The organism is Gallibacterium sp. ZY190522, from assembly GCF_054166015.1.
In genome coordinates, this window is sequence record NZ_CM135118.1 from 412,918 (window position 1) to 428,876 (window position 15,959).

At 36.0% G+C, this 15,959-nt stretch carries 14 protein-coding genes; 6 read left to right on the forward strand and 8 right to left on the reverse strand.

All coding sequences use genetic code 11. The annotated features are described in order from the left end of the window. Positions 1-15: 15 nt before the first annotated feature. From lolA to ACXPAV_RS01885, 3 genes are all read right to left on the reverse strand, one after another. Entirely contained in the window at positions 16-630 is a 615-nt protein-coding gene (gene lolA / locus ACXPAV_RS01875) for an outer membrane lipoprotein chaperone LolA (RefSeq protein WP_458003836.1), read from the reverse strand. Positions 631-640: 10 nt separating this feature from the next. After that, the gene (locus ACXPAV_RS01880) at positions 641-3,496 is read right to left on the reverse strand and encodes a DNA translocase FtsK (RefSeq protein ID WP_458003837.1); all 2,856 of its coding nucleotides are present in this window, start codon (positions 3,494-3,496) and stop codon (positions 641-643) included. 84 nt (positions 3,497-3,580) lie between these two features. Beyond that, positions 3,581-4,300 carry a FadR/GntR family transcriptional regulator gene (locus tag ACXPAV_RS01885; protein WP_458003838.1) on the reverse strand — a complete coding sequence of 240 codons (720 nt, stop codon included), beginning with the start codon at positions 4,298-4,300 and terminating at the stop codon, positions 3,581-3,583. A 69-nt stretch (positions 4,301-4,369) separates the two neighbouring features. Between ACXPAV_RS01885 and ACXPAV_RS01890 the strand changes: the two genes are divergently transcribed. The 6 genes from ACXPAV_RS01890 to ACXPAV_RS01915 all read left to right on the forward strand — a co-directional run bounded on the left by ACXPAV_RS01890 (position 4,370) and on the right by ACXPAV_RS01915 (position 10,158). Continuing rightward, positions 4,370-5,356, forward strand: a complete 987-nt coding sequence (locus tag ACXPAV_RS01890; RefSeq protein ID WP_458003839.1) for a 2-dehydro-3-deoxygalactonokinase — start codon at positions 4,370-4,372, stop codon at positions 5,354-5,356. 9 nt (positions 5,357-5,365) lie between these two features. Then, on the forward strand, positions 5,366-5,998 hold the full coding sequence (locus tag ACXPAV_RS01895; protein WP_458003840.1) for a 2-dehydro-3-deoxy-6-phosphogalactonate aldolase: 633 nt from the start codon (positions 5,366-5,368) through the stop codon (positions 5,996-5,998). 13 nt (positions 5,999-6,011) lie between these two features. Beyond that, positions 6,012-7,160, forward strand: coding sequence for a galactonate dehydratase (gene dgoD / locus ACXPAV_RS01900; protein WP_458003841.1), 1,149 nt, complete (start codon positions 6,012-6,014; stop codon positions 7,158-7,160). Between the two features lie 40 nt (positions 7,161-7,200). Beyond that, positions 7,201-8,208, forward strand: a complete 1,008-nt coding sequence (locus tag ACXPAV_RS01905) for a TRAP transporter substrate-binding protein (protein ID WP_039173620.1) — start codon at positions 7,201-7,203, stop codon at positions 8,206-8,208. A 76-nt stretch (positions 8,209-8,284) separates the two neighbouring features. After that, positions 8,285-8,818, forward strand: a complete 534-nt coding sequence (locus tag ACXPAV_RS01910) for a TRAP transporter small permease subunit (RefSeq protein ID WP_052119467.1) — start codon at positions 8,285-8,287, stop codon at positions 8,816-8,818. 11 nt (positions 8,819-8,829) lie between these two features. After that, on the forward strand, positions 8,830-10,158 hold the full coding sequence (locus ACXPAV_RS01915; protein ID WP_039173619.1) for a TRAP transporter large permease: 1,329 nt from the start codon (positions 8,830-8,832) through the stop codon (positions 10,156-10,158). Positions 10,159-10,303: 145 nt separating this feature from the next. Here ACXPAV_RS01915 and lrp read toward each other — a convergent pair whose 3' ends face one another. The 5 genes from lrp to miaB all read right to left on the reverse strand — a co-directional run bounded on the left by lrp (position 10,304) and on the right by miaB (position 15,868). Further along, positions 10,304-10,786 (reverse strand): leucine-responsive transcriptional regulator Lrp, encoded by a 483-nt coding sequence (lrp, locus tag ACXPAV_RS01920; RefSeq protein ID WP_039173617.1) that lies wholly within the window; start codon positions 10,784-10,786, stop codon positions 10,304-10,306. A 109-nt stretch (positions 10,787-10,895) separates the two neighbouring features. Further along, positions 10,896-11,873 (reverse strand): protein translocase subunit SecF, encoded by a 978-nt coding sequence (gene secF, locus ACXPAV_RS01925; protein WP_039173615.1) that lies wholly within the window; start codon positions 11,871-11,873, stop codon positions 10,896-10,898. Between the two features lie 14 nt (positions 11,874-11,887). Further along, complete coding sequence (gene secD / locus ACXPAV_RS01930; RefSeq protein WP_458003842.1) at positions 11,888-13,732, reverse strand: protein translocase subunit SecD; 1,845 nt, start codon at positions 13,730-13,732, stop codon at positions 11,888-11,890. Between the two features lie 115 nt (positions 13,733-13,847). Then, positions 13,848-14,180 carry a preprotein translocase subunit YajC gene (gene yajC, locus ACXPAV_RS01935; RefSeq protein WP_013745272.1) on the reverse strand — a complete coding sequence of 111 codons (333 nt, stop codon included), beginning with the start codon at positions 14,178-14,180 and terminating at the stop codon, positions 13,848-13,850. Positions 14,181-14,440: 260 nt separating this feature from the next. Beyond that, positions 14,441-15,868 carry a tRNA (N6-isopentenyl adenosine(37)-C2)-methylthiotransferase MiaB gene (gene miaB, locus ACXPAV_RS01940; RefSeq protein ID WP_039173613.1) on the reverse strand — a complete coding sequence of 476 codons (1,428 nt, stop codon included), beginning with the start codon at positions 15,866-15,868 and terminating at the stop codon, positions 14,441-14,443. Positions 15,869-15,959 lie beyond the last annotated feature (91 nt).

Below are 15,959 nucleotides of genomic sequence, written 5' to 3' on the forward strand. Positions count from 1 at the left end.
GCACCTTAACAATCACTATTTTTTACGTTGATCATCCAATTCTACACCTTTCGGCAAGGTGAACTTAAATGTTGAATCGGGTAAAACTGAGGTATTAATATTGCGTAAAATATATAAATTTGCTTGACCATCTTTTTCGATAGTACTAAAGCTATTTAATAATCCGCTAGCATTAATACGAATAGTAAATTGTTTGATATTGCTCTTTTGATCAATTGGTGTAAGTGTAAATACATCCTGTTTTTGCTCTACCTGATAGTTTGCCCAATGATGTTGATCATCATTGGTTAATAAAACGAATGGTGTATTATTTACCGCATCGCTTACCCAATTGGCTGTTGCTTGCTCAACAAAAGGATCGTAATACCATAATGTTTTGCCATCTGAAATCATTTCGCTCTCTTGTGGAGAGCTAATGACCATTTTAAATAAATTTGGATGTTTAATTTGTAAAGTACCTTCACCTTGTTGTACTACTTTTCCTTCCGCATCGGAAACTCGTTGTTGGAACTGACTGCTCAGTGAATCAATTTTAGATAAACGCTGTTGCAATTCAGATTTTGCATTGGCAAAAACAGTAGAATTGCAAATTAAGCCGAATAAAGCACAAAATGTCAGTAATTTTTTCATTGATGTCTCCTTAATAATTATTTCTTGGTGCTAGAATTTCACGTTTACCGTTAACTAGCGAAGATAAAATGCCCTGTTGTTCCATTTGATCGAGAATTCGAGCGGCACGAGGAAAACCTAAACCTAAACGACGTTGTAAAAATGAGGCGGAAGTATTACCTGTGCTTAATACTACATTGACTGCTTCATCAAATTTTTCATCAAGCTCATTATTGCCACCTTCACCGTTGTTATTTTGTTCCTCTTCATTATTTTCCACAATTTCATCTAAATAATTCGGTTTGCCTCGGGCGCGCCAGTCATTGGCAATACGAGCCACTTCATCATCAGTCATATAAGCCCCGTGAACACGAATTAAATCACCTTGACCGGAATAGAGCATATCTCCTTTTCCCAATAATGCTTCCGCACCTGATTGATCTAAAATAGTACGTGAATCAATTTTACTTGCCACAGTAAAAGCGATACGACTTGGAATATTGGCTTTAATCAAACCGGTTATAACATCTACCGATGGACGTTGTGTTGCTAAAATCAAGTGAATACCAATAGCACGTGCTTTTTGTGCCAAGCGAGCGATTAATTCTTCTACTTGTTTCCCGACAATCATCATTAAATCGGCAAATTCATCAACAATCACTACAATATAAGGCAGTTTTTCCAGTGCTGGTGGCATTTCATCCATTGTATCACCTGGTTTCCAGATTGGATTTGGGATTGGTAATTGCATTTCAGTAGCCTGATCAATTTTGTGATTAAATCCTTCAATATTGCGAACGTGCAGTGCAGTAAGTAATTGGTAGCGGCGTTCCATTTCATCAACACACCAGCGCAATGCATTTGCGGCTTTATTCATATCAGTAACCACATTGGTAAGCAAATGTGGAATATCGTTGTACATAGAGAGTTCAACCTGTTTTGGATCGATCATAATGAATTTCACTTCTTCCGGTTGAACCTTGAATAACAAACTTAAAATCATTGCATTGACACCAACGGATTTGCCTGAACCGGTTGCTCCTGCTACCAATAAATGTGGCATTTTCGCCAAATCTACTACGACCGCTTTGCCACTGATATCTTTACCAAGCACCATTGATAGAGGCGATTTTGCTTGTTGGAACTCAGCACTACTCAACACATCGCGCAGTAATACATTTTGGCGGTGCATATTTGGAGTTTCAATACCGATATAAGGTTTACCAGGAATGACTTCTGCAATACGAATCGAACGGAACATTAATGCACGCGCTAAGTCGGTATCTATACTAGTCACTTTTGATGCTTTAGTTCCCGGTTGTAATTCAATTTCATAACGAGTAACGACCGGTCCGATAGTTACATTACGCACAGCAGCTTTTACACCAAAATTACGTAGTTGCTGTTCAATGCGTCTAGATGTTTCTTGAATTTCTGCTTGAGTAACTTCTGTTTTTAATGGTTGCCCCGGATTTAATAAGTCTAAGCTTGGCAATGGGGTTGTCGGTTTAATGGTTGAAATTGGATCAGGTTGAAGCAAAGGATGAATTAAAGTGTCGTTATAAGGCTTGTAATTCGGTGTTGCAGGTGTCGAAGATTCAGTTTCTGTTTTAGGTGGGGCATATTGTTGCTCTTTCATTTTTTGTTGTGCTAAAAATTCTTCACGCAAATGTGCAAGTTCTTCGTCATCATTCTCGTAATCGTCTTCGTCTTGAATAGATGAAATTGGAGAAATATTCATTGGAGACAATGAAGTTTCCTGTTTCGGTGTGGAAGCAGCAGTTATTTCAGGTGTTGGTGCTACATTATTCAATGTAGCAGACTCCATTGGTGATGGCATTGAAATAGAAACTTTTGGTAATTCCGGTTGCTCTTCAATATCCATCATTGGAAAATCAAAATTGGCAATGCTATCTTCTTGTGCTTGTGCTTGTGCTTGTGCTTGTGCTTGTGCTTGTGCTTGTGCTTGTGCTTGTGCTTGTGCTTGTGCTGTTTCTAAGCTATTTTGCCACGCTTGTTGTTCAAAAGAAGTTGCTGTTTCAACTTCTGTTGTTGGTATATTTTCTTGAGGAGTTAAGCCGAAAATAGTTGGATTAACCAACTGTTTTTCGTCTTGAGGTTGGAAATAAGGAGATGGAGTTTCTCCATTTTCTTGTTTTTCTCTATGATTAGGGGAAATTGGCAAAACAATCTGTTCATAATCTGCTAATGATTTTTCTGTTTGGACAGTATCAGATGTATCTTCGATTTTTTGTTGTTCATCCGTTGCCATTAACCAATGGTAAAAACGTAGTAATACTTTAAGAAAATCGTTACCGGCAGAAAGCACAAAGCCCAAAGCGGTCGTCAATAACGCAATAAGTGAAAGTAACAGTGTACCGGTTGTTTTAGCAATAAATTGAACAATGATGGTTCCGATAACCCCACCTGCTAAATGATTGCTACTATTGGGTAAATAGAGGGCAGCTAAAGTTGAAATGCTGCATAAAAAAAGTAAAAAACCGATGCAATGAAGGAAAAAAGTACGCCATTTCATTTCTGTAATTGGATGATAGCGTAATAGAAAAATAGGAACTAAAAAGCAGACAAAAGGCAAAATATTGGCAATTCGACCAAATAAGGCGAATAAAACATCAATAATCCAAGCACCGAATGCGCCAGCTTTGTTATAGACTGTTGTCTGGTTGCTAGCGATAGTCCAAGCATTATCCATTGGATGGTAAGATGCCCAAGCCACTAGTAAATATAACCCAAAAAACGTTAATAAAATAAGTCCAAGGTTAAAAAGGTAAAGGTTGGAACGTAAATACTCTTTCTTAATTTCTACCTGTTTAAAATGGGATAAAGGAAGCTGATTCAGTTTGATATTTTTGAGTTTATTAATCATTGTTTTCAACAAAATACGAATACTAAAATTGAGCTGCTATGATAGCAACTCAAGGTGGGTTAGACAAACAAGATTAGTGTATCGTTAACGTAAGTTATTTATTAAATGTAATAGTTCTTTATCTGATAAGATCTTAGTTATTGCGTTAGTAATTAATTCTTTAGCCAGTTCTCGTGCCGTATGAGCCTCTCTTTTACGAATTGCTTCAAATAATCCTCTATGTAGTTGTACAGCAGCGGAAGAATCTGTTAATTTTTGTTCTAAAGTTTGATTGTATGATATCGACATTGCTGTTGATAGCATTGCATCTAATGAGGATAGAAAGGGGTTCCTACAAGAATTGACGATAGAAGAATGAAAAATTTTATCTCCTTTTATAAAAAGTTCGCGATTATTTTCTTGGATACTCTGTTTCATAAATAGATATCCTTGTTCAATCTTCACTAGATCTTCTGCTGTTGAAGTAAGTGCAGAGATAGCACAGATATTAGGTTCAAAAATTAATCGAGTAATTAATAAATGTTGTAATAAAACAGGGCTAATATCTTCTAATGAAAAAAATGTCAAAATTTCCGGATCAAGCCAATTCCAGTATTCTATTTTATTTATAATACTTCCTTTTTTAGGAATGATTGAAATTACTCCTTTATTAGCAATGGTTTGTAATGCTGTTCTGACAGATGTGCGGGAAACGTTGAATTCAGTTGCAATTTCAATTTCTCCTGGGAGTAACTCTCCCTCTTTAAAATCTCCATTGAATATTTTAAGAATTATATTCTTCATTATATGGTCTGATTTCAACATATGTTTTCACTCTCAATTCTTTAATGTTAATCCACGTTAGTTAATTATACCTTTTCATCAAAAATTGTAATGAAAAAAAAGAGAAAATTATTGATCAAAAATGGGATCTTTATCACAGAAAAATGTTTATTTTTTGATTATTATCTTGTAATACAAGATAATGTTATTTGGTGGGTTATGATTGCGATTGATTGGGGAACAACAAATTTTAGAGCATATTATCTTAGTATGAATAAAGATAATAAGATGTTGGAAAACAATAATAAAGGGGCGAAGTTTATTGAGGGAGATAAGTTTGAAGATGTTATACTAGATCTTTTTAAACAGTATTCTTTCTTGTATGACTTGAATAGCTTATTTGTTGGTATGTCAGGAATGGTGGGATCAAAAAATGGGTGGGTTGAAGTTCCATATGTACATGGGCCGGTAAATTTAGAAGATATTAAAAAATCGTTATATTCGTTTACTTTATCTAATGGTATTCCAGCTTTTATTGTGCCTGGGATAGCTATGATAAATAAATATGGCGTTTTTGATGTAATGCGGGGAGAGGAAACTCAATTACTGGGTTTATATAAAATGGTAAAAGGTGACGATTTATCTGTAATTTTACCCGGCACACATAGTAAGCATGCATCTATCCAATTTGGAAAATTAGTGGATTTTTGTACGTTAATGACCGGAGAATTATTTTCATTACTTGATCAGTACAGTATCTTAACTAAAGGAATGCCTAGTTTTTATAATGATGAGTCTGCTTTTCTTAAAGGGGTAGAAATTGGTAATGAAATACCTCTTTCCAATGCACTTTTTTCAACCAGAACACTATTTCTAAATCAGCAATTATCATCGAACCAAGTAAGAAGTTATTTATCTGGCATCATCATCGGTAATGAAATTCGATTATTACCGAAAGATTTAAATCATTATGTTGTCGGTAGTGAAAATATTGTGAAACGTTATACCAATGCTTTGAAATACTTGGGTTATCGGCATCAAGTGGTTGATGGCGAACATTGTTTTTTAGCAGGCATAGAATCTATGGTAAGCGATTAAGGAATAAATATGAGTATAAACAATCTATCTGATAAATGTCCTCTTGTGGCTATTTTAAGAGGAATAAGAATGGAAGAGGCAGAAAAATATGTATCTCATCTAATTGAGCTTGGTTATTACTTTATTGAAGTACCTTTGAATAGTCCAAATGCGTTAAAAACGATTAAGTTATTACAACAGAAATTTTCAGATCAGTGTTGTATTGGTGCAGGAACGGTAACAAATGTTTCTTTATTAAATCAAGTATTAGAGATAGGTGTAAAGTTGATAGTAACGCCTAATGTAGATCCTGAAGTCATTAAATTAGCTAAGGCTTCTGGATGTAGTATTTTTGTTGGCATTATGACGCCTACTGAGGCATTTTTAGCTATTAATTCAGGCGCAACAATGCTCAAAATTTTTCCAGCTGAATTGGTTGGTACAAAAGGGTTTCAAGCGATGTTAAGTGTTTTACCTAAAAATGTTAGTTGTTTTCCAGTTGGAGGAATTAAGGCGGATAAAGAACAAATGCAAAGTTATATAACACTCGGTGCTAAAGGTTTTGGGTTAGGTAATGCACTTTATCGTGCAGGAATGCCGTTAGATGAATTTATAGAAAATGCCAAAAAATTTAAACAAGTTTGGAGTGAGTTGCAAATTTAATTTGGAGTAGAAAATGAAAATTATTGGTTATGAAACTTTTATTGTTCCGCCAAGATGGGGATTTTTAAAAATTATTACAGATGAAGGAATTGTGGGTTGGGGAGAGCCTTGTTTAGAAGGGCGAACTCATACGGTTCATACCTGTGTCGATGAATTAATGGAATATTTAATCGGAAAAGATCCAAGAGATATTGAAGATCATTGGAATGTGCTTTATCGATCTTCTTTTTATCGAGGTGGACCGATTATGATGAGTGCATTAGCCGGCATCGATCAAGCTTTATGGGATATTAAGGGTAAAGCTTTAAATACGCCTGTTTATCAATTATTGGGGGGTAAATGTCGAGATCGTATAAGAGTTTATTCTTGGATTGGTGGAGATAGACCAGACGATGTTGCAAGAATGGCAAAAGAGCGTCAAGAAGCAGGATTTACAGCTATTAAGATGAATGGTACTGAGGAGCTTAATTTTATTGATGATTATTCAAAAGTAGATTCAGTATTAGCACGAGTACAGGCTATTAGAGATGTTGTCGGTAAAGATTTTGGAATAGGTATAGATTTTCATGGGCGAGTACATAAAGCAATGGCAAAAATCTTATTAAAAGAATTGGCTGTATTTAATCCAATGTTTGTCGAAGAGCCTGTGTTAGCAGAACATTTTGATGTAATACATGAAATTGCTAGATATGGGGCTATTCCAATAGCAACCGGAGAAAGAATGTTTTCTCGATGGGAATTCAAACATTTGTTACAAAGAGGTGGTGTTGATATTTTACAACCTGATGTCTCCCATTGTGGAGGAATTTCTGAATTAAGGAAGATTGCAACTATGGCAGAAGCTTATGATGTAGCGATAGCCCCTCATTGCCCACTAGGGCCTATTGCATTAGCGTCTTCACTACATATTGATACAGTCTGTTTAAATGCAATTATTCAAGAACAGAGTATTGGTATTCATTATAACCAAGAAAATGATGTTTTAGATTATATGAAAAATAAGGAGGTCTATGACTTTAAAGATGGTTACTGTGAAATATTAACAGAAGCTGGATTAGGTATTGAGATAAATGAATCTTTTATGAAACTTCAAAATGGTAAAGATGTTCATTGGCATAACCCTATCTGGCGGAATAAAGATGGTTCTTTTGCCGAATGGTAAGAAAACACGATTAATTAATCTATATAAGAGGAACATCAAAATGAAACTACTCAAAAGTGTATTAGCTTGTTCTTTATTAGCGTTTTCTGCAACTGTATTTTCTGCGGAATATGATTGGAACTTTCAATCGTCTGATCAACCTGGAGATGATGCTTTTAAATATCAACAGCAGTGGGCAAAGGATGTGGAACAATTATCTAATGGTCGTATACATATTAATGTTTTGGGAGCTGGATCAGTTGTTGAACACAACCAAACATTAGACTCTATTGGTATGAATATCTTACAAGGTGATTTTACTGATCCATCTTATTTTTCAGGAAAAGATCCTGCTTTTGCTCTATACGGTAATCTAATTGGTGCTTGGAGTAATCCAAAAGATTTAATTGATTTTATGTATAACGGTGGTGGGTTTAATGTAGCTAATGAATTACTAAATAAATATGGGGTACAACTATTAGCAATAAGTACAGTAGGTGGTGAGTCGTTAGTTTCTAAGAAACCTATTCATAATATTAAAGAATTACAGGGGGTAAAAGTTCGAGCTCCGGAAGGGTTAGTGCAGGCTTTATTCAAAAATTTAGGAGCAGCACCTGTAAATTTGCCAGGATCTGAAGTTTATACTTCTTTAGAGAAAGGTGTGATTGATGCATCAGATTATTCTATTTTTGCACGTAATCAGGCTAATGGAATGAATGATATTGCTAAATATCCTATTTATCCAGGTTGGCATTCAATGCCGGTTAATCAGGTTACATTGAATAAAAAAATTTATGATGGTTTGCCACCAGATTTAAAAGATATATTGGCAAAAGCAAGTAAACAATACGCGGAAGGTTTTTTAGCTATGCATCAAAAATTGGATGAAGAAGCTATTAAAAATAAAAAAGCGGATATTACTATTATTTCGTGGTCACCGGAAGAAGTCTCTAAAGTTCGAGAAACTGCAACTAAATTATGGCCTGAATGGGCAGATAAATCACCTATGTCTAAGAAATATTATGATGTAGTTATGAAATATTTAAAAGATAAAGGAATGATTCAATAAGTCAGAATTAGGCCAAGCTATAAAGATTTATTATTGTTAATAGCTTGGCTATATTTCTATTAAATAGGAGGTGAGTATGGATAAGATAAAGCAGCCTCAAATAGAGGAAAAACTGACGTTTTTTGATAAAGTCATTGAATCAATTGGTCATAAGTTATCGTGGGGATATTTAATTATTGTTGTTATTTCATTTTATGAAATTATTTCCAGATATGTATTTAATTCTCCAACCGATTGGGTTCATGAAACTAGTATTGCATTAGCAGGATTTTTAATGGTGTATGCTGGGTTATTTTCTTATGGAAGAAATAAACATATCCGAGTTCCCATTCTACTTAATTACGTTTCTGATAAGTGGAGAAATCGATTAGAAATATTTAGCAGTATTATAACGTTAATTTTTTTAGGGTTATTGGCTTATTCTAGTTATTTTGTTGCTCGTAGTGCAGCACTATCTCCAAATGGTGAAGTCACGTTAGAACGATCAGGATCAGCTTGGAATCCACCTATCCCTGGGCTATTAAAGGTTGCTATTTTCGCTCTATTTTGTCTGTTTTTTATTCAGGTTGTTTGGAAGTTAAAACAACGTTTAACTGATAGATATAGATAAGGAGATTTATTATGTTTGGTCTTAGTAGCTTAGGTATTGATCTTGTTACATTAATTTTATTTTTAGCAATGTGTTTTCTATTAGTAACAGGAGTACCATTAGCATTTCTAACGGGATTGATTGCAACTCTTCTTGCTGTGGGATGGTTCTCTCCAGATGTATTGCCAATGGTGGTTAATCGTGTTTATGGCTTTATGACGAGTTATTCTCTGCTTGCAGTGCCTATGTTTGTGTTAATGGCTTCCTTATTAGATAAAACTGGAATAGCTAAGGATCTTTATAATGCAATGTGGCTTACTACCAGAAAATTTAGAACAGGAGTTGCCCTACAAACTGTTCTTATTGGTGTTTTTTTAGCGACTATGTCAGGAATTATTGGAGGTGAAACCGTATTATTAGGACTGTTGGCTTTACCCCAGATGTTAAGACTTGGATATGATAAGAAATTAGCAATTGGTACTGTTGTCTCTTCAGGTGCTTTGGGAACGATGGTTCCACCAAGTATTGTATTAATTATTTATGGTTTAGTTGCATCAGTTTCGATTGGAGATCTATTTACAGCAAGTTTTATCCCTGCATTTTTGTTAGCTTTTATGTATATTTCTTATATTGTGATTAGAGGGCGTATAAATCCTAAATTATTACCGGCTATTCCTGAAGAAGAACGTAACGCTCCTATTTCAAAAGAAGAGAGAAAAAGGGCTCGTATTAATATTGCATTACCAGCAATGATTGCATTAATTGTGCTAGGAAGTATTTATGGTGGAATAGCTTCTGTTACTGAAGCGGCAGCTGTTGGTGTGATTGCGGTTATGGCAGTTTCTTTATATAGAAAAGAGCTTAATTTTAAAGTTATGAAGGAGGCTTCTTATACCACGATGCAGACTTGTGGAATGATAATGTGGATAGGTATTGGTGCTTATATTTTGGTTGGTATTTATAATTTAGTAGGAGGAAATCGTTTTGTAGAGTCTATGCTTGTAAGTTCGGGATTACCGCCTATTGGTATTATACTGATTATGATGATAATACTATTTATATTAGGTCTTTTCCTTGATTGGATTGGAATTGCAATGTTGACAATGCCTATTTTCGTTCCTATTGTACAAAATCTTGGATATGACCCTATTTGGTTCGGCGTATTATTCTGTGTAAATATGCAAGTTTCTTTTTTATCCCCACCATTTGGACCAGCAGCATTTTATTTGCATAGCGTCGCCCCGAAAGGCATTGAGCTTGTTGATATTTTTAAATCTGTATTACCATTTATTGCTCTACAAATTGTATTACTGGCATTATTGATTATTTTTCCTGATATTGTTTTGTTTACGGTTAAATAAATGTGAATAGAGGGATAACTAAGAAGTATCCCTCTTTTTTTACTCTAATTTATTAAAATGGCTGTGATAAACACCAAAGTCTTATTTAAGAAATAGAAAATAAGAAAGGAAAAATCCCCTTAGCTGTTAAGCTAAAGGGATAAATTCATTTAAGCAATAAATAATTGGTTTGTTTTACTTCTTCCATCACAACATAAGTACGAGTATCGTTTACACCCGGTAAACGCAACAGAGTCGTACCTAATAGTTTTCGGTATGCAGCCATATCTGCAACACGCGTTTTCAGTAAATAATCAAAATCACCAGAAACTAAATGACACTCTTGGATTTCTTCTAGCTCTTGCACCGCTCGATTAAACTCTTCAAAAACATCCGGTTTACCGCGAACCAAAGTAATTTCTACAATAACTAACAAAGGAGAATCCAATAATTCAGGGTTGAGCAAAGCGCGATAACCCATAATCACATTTTGTTTTTCTAATCGTTTTACTCGCTCTAGACAAGGAGTTGGTGATAAACCGACCCGTTTTGAAAGTTCGATATTGGAAATTTTACCGTTATGCTGCAATTCATTAAGAATTTTCATATCGATAGCATCGAGTGATTTCATTATCTTCTTTTGACGCATTTTAAGAAAGCCTTTATCAACTTGAATGGCGTTATTATAGCGGATATTCAATAAAACATCAGCCGTAAAATAAACGGCTGATGTAAAAGATTAAGTTAAGAAATTTTTATTATGGTAAGAGTGATTCTTGATCAGCTCCTTCTTTTTCCACTTTAGGTGGTAACATATGCTCACGTTTCAAGCCAAAGTTTAAAGCAAGCGCAACTGCAATATAAATTGAAGAATAAGTACCGAAACCTATACCAATTAATAACGCTAAAGAGAAACTGTGAATAGTTGGACCACCGAATAACAATAAGGAGATCACTACAATTAATGTGGTGATGGATGTCATCAATGTTCTTGATAAGGTTTGACTAAGTGAAATATCTATAATTTCTACAGTAGAGGCACGGCGAATTTTACGGAAATTTTCTCGTACACGGTCAAATACTACGATACTATCGTTCAAGGAATAACCAATAACAGAAAGAATTGCTGCGACAAAGGTTAAATCTATCTCAACTTGTAACATTGCGAAGAAACCTAAAGTAACGATTACATCGTGTGCTAAAGAGAGAATCGCACCTAAAGCTAAACGCCATTCAAAACGCAAACCGACATATAACAATAACATTGCTAAAGTGATTAAGGTGGCGTAAATTGCGGAAGTGGTTAGTTCTTCACCGACATTTGGACCAACGAACTCAATACTGCGAATTGACACTTCTTTATCAATATTGTTACTCAAAATAGTTTTGATATGCGTACCGATATTTGGATCATTTACGGATGCAGGCACACGAACCATCACATCACGCACCCCACCTGATGCTTGTACAACAGCATTATCCAAGCCGTTCTGAGCTAAAATAGAACGGATCTTCGGCAAATCGGCAGGTTGTGAGAATGAAGTATCAATCACTGTCCCACCGGTGAAATCTAAGCCCCAGTTAAAACCTTTAGTAATAATAAAAAATAATGAAATTGCTACCACAATAATTGATAGGGCATAGCCTACCATACGATAGCGCATAAAATGGATTAGCTTATATGGTAGCTTAATATCATTAAGAGCTTCAATTTGGTTATCTATAGTATTTTTCATAAGTAACTCTTCTCCTAGATCGATAATTTACTAATTCGTTTTCCACCATAGAGGAAATTCACCACCGCACGAGTACCGGTAATAGCAGTAAACATCGAAATAGCAACACCAAGAGATAATGTAATCGCAAAGCCTTTTACTGGCCCACTACCTGCTGCATAAAGAATCACAGCAGTCAAAATAGTAGTCAAGTTGGCATCGAAGATACTGGAGAATGCACCGTTGTAGCCTTCATTAATTGCCTGTTGTACTGAGCGACCGTTACGCAACTCTTCTTTAATACGCTCAAAAATCAACACGTTGGCATCAACAGACATCCCGACTGAAAGCACAATCCCTGCAATACCAGGCATAGACAAAGTTGCTCCCGGTATTAATGACATTAAACCGACAAGAATAACGATGTTAGCAAGCAATGCCAAATTGGCGATCAAACCGAATTTACGATAATAAAGGGCCATAAAGAGTATAACAATGAGTAATCCCCAAAAGCTTGCTTTCATACCCTGTTCGATATTTTGTGCTCCAAGAGAAGGACCGATAGTCCGCTCTTCAACAATTTGAATTGGGGCAATTAATGCACCTGAACGTAATAACACAGAAAGGTTTTGCGCTTCAGCAGGGGAGTTAATACCTGTAATGCGGAAAGTATTGCCTAAACGAGATTGAATGGTAGCAACATTAATAACTTCTTCGTGTTTAGTCAAAATAGCCTTACCGTTTTCGTCCTTTTTACCGCTATCTTTATATTCGCTATAGACAGTTGCCATTGGTTTGCCGATTGCGGTTTTAGTGGCTTCTGACATTATATTTCCGCCTTCGCTATCTAAAGAGATATTAACTTGCGGACGGCCATATTCATCGTTGCCGGAGTTTGCATCAGTAATATGCTCACCACCCAAAATAGTTTTACGATAAACGACGACTGGCGTACCGTTACGGTCGTGTTGTAATTCAGAGTCAGATGGCACCATTCCGTTTTCAGCAGCTGCAAGGTTAGCTGTTTGATTGACCATACGGAATTCTAACGTTGCAGTTGCACCTAAAATTTCTTTAGCACGAGCTGTATCCTGTACACCCGGTAATTCAACTACGATACGATCTGCACCTTGTTGCTGTACGACTGGTTCAGCAACACCAAGTTCATTAACACGTTTACGTAAAATAGTGATATTTTGTTCAACAGCACTCTTTCTTAAACGAGTTAGTTCATTTTCTGAAAGGGTTAATGTAACATTTTGCCCATCGCTGACCACGTCCCAATTAGCGTGTTTACGCTTTAAGATACGTACCACATCACTTGGTGAAATATTATCGGCAAGTGTGATAACGGTGGAGTAATTTTCACCGGATTGGATTGCTTTATAGACAAATTTTTCCTTACGCAACTCAGTACGGAGAGAATCCTGTAATTGTTCCTGCTGTTTAGCTAATACTGATTTTAGGTCGACTTCCATTAAGAAACGTACACCACCACGTAAATCTAATCCTAATTTCATTGGACCAGCACCGATATCGGTCAGCCAAGCTGGGGTTGCTGGAGCAAGATTTAAGGCAACGGAATAGTTGTTGCCTAGTTTTTCTAAAATTTTATCTTTAGCGAGAAGCTGTTCATCAGTACTGGTAAATTTTGCCAAAATAGAGCCATTTTCTAAGGCGATAGATTTAATAGGAAGTTGATTTTGTTCAAGAACCTGACGAACATCGGATAAAGTTTGTTCGGTAGCAAGTTGACCGCGAGTTCCTGAAATTTGAACGGCTGGGTCTTCACCGTAAAGATTTGGAAGTGCATATAAGATACCAATGACGACAACGAATATCACCATCAGATTCTTCCATAAAGGGAAACGATTTAACACAATAAAAACCTTTGTAAATTGTTTAACACACAGGGCAATCAAACGGTTGTTGATTGCCCCGGTAACCTAAACTACGCTTTAACGGCGAGTATTCTAACCTTGTCTAAAAGGTAAATTAAAGTGATTTGATAGAACCTTTCGGCAGAACGGCTACAATAAAATCTTTTTTGATAGTAACTTCGTTAGTGTCGTTAAGGGCGATAACAATATAGTCGCTCTCAGCTGATACTTTAGTGATTTTTCCTAATAAACCGCCACTGGTTAACACTTCTTCACCTTTTGCTAGCGAAGACATCAATTCACGATGTTGTTTATTACGTTTAGATTGCGGACGGAAAATCATAAAATAGAAAATAAGACCAAAAATGACTAATAAAAAGATCATTTGCAAGCCGCCACCCTGTTGTGCAGCAGCATCGGCTGCGTATGCTGTAGAGATAATACCCATATTGTTTTTTCCTTAATAACAAAATAAAAGTTGAGTGTTTTATGCCGGTTTTGGCAAAACAGTGCCTAAAAATAGCATGTTTCAATTCACAGAACAACAGATAAAGCATTGAACTATGAATTGTCTTGATTTGGAAGGGCTATTACTCTTCCGAAAAATACATCCTACCGCTGTGAATAGCAGAGTTTTAATCGTTTCGGTGTTTTTAATAAAACAGCGAATCTGTGAAAAATTCGTTATTATTCCTTACCAAAAAACGATTAATTGGCTTGATAATGTCCAACACCGAGTTCATCCTCTTTGCGTGTACGTTGTATTACTGCTTGTGGAGAGTGTTGTACTCGAAGATCCATATCATTTTCAGTGCGTACTACTTCACCACGTAAAGAATTGGTATAAACATCAGTGATTTTTACATCAACGAATTTGCCAATCATATCTGGTGAGCCGACAAAATTAACAATACGATTATTTTCGGTACGACCTGTTAACTCCATAATGTCTTTTTTGGACGGACCTTCCACCAAAATACGTTGTTCAGTGCCTAACATACGGCGGCTGAATTGTGATGCTTGTTGATTAATGCGTTCTTGTAACAGATATAAACGTTGTTTTTTTTCCTCTTCGCTAACATCATCCGGCATATCTGCTGCCGGGGTGCCGGGACGGGCAGAGTAGATAAAACTGAAACTCATATCAAAATTGACTTGCGCAATTAAATTCATGGTTTGTTCAAAATCTTGTGCGGTTTCTCCAGGGAAGCCAACAATAAAATCGGAACTGATTTGAATATCAGGACGAGCTTCACGTAGTTTACGGATAATCGCTTTATATTCCAATGCGGTGTGATTACGTTTCATCATAGATAAAACACGGTCGGAACCGCTTTGCACTGGTAAATGTAGGAAGCTAACTAGTTCCGGAGTATCGCGATAGACATCAATAATATCATCAGTAAATTCTATCGGATGAGACGTAGTAAAACGTAAACGATCAATACCATCAATTGCAGCAACTAAACGTAATAATTCGGCAAATGAGCAAATCTCACCATCGTGGGTCGGACCTCGGTAAGCATTTACATTTTGACCTAACAAATTGACTTCTCGAACCCCCTGTTCTGCCAATTGTGCAATTTCAAATAACACATCATCGACAGGGCGGCTTACTTCTTCGCCACGTGTATAAGGTACAACGCAGAATGAACAATATTTATTACAACCTTCCATAATGGAAACAAATGCTGTTGGACCTTCGGCTCTAGGCTCTGGTAAGCGATCAAATTTTTCAATTTCTGGGAAACTGACATCGACCACAGAGCTTTTACCTCCACGAATTTGATTAACCATTTCCGGTAGGCGATGCAAAGTTTGTGGGCCGAAAATAATATCAACATAAGGGGCACGATCACGAATATGTTCACCTTCCTGTGAGGCGACACAACCGCCAACACCGATAATCAGATTAGGATTTTGTTTTTTCAAATCTTTCCAACGTCCTAATTGGTGGAATACTTTTTCTTGTGCCTTTTCACGGATTGAACAGGTATTTAATAACAAAATATCTGCTTCTTCCGCATTTTCTGTCAACTCTAAACCGTGAGTATTGTTTAATAAGTCTGCCATTTTGGCTGAGTCATACTCATTCATTTGGCAGCCCCAAGTTTTAATGTGTAGTTTTTGTGTCATTCTATTTCAATTGAAAGTTAATGGATGATTTAAATTGGATAAGTGTGATACTGACTTATCCGCGATAAAATAGTGCTATCTGAATATAGCG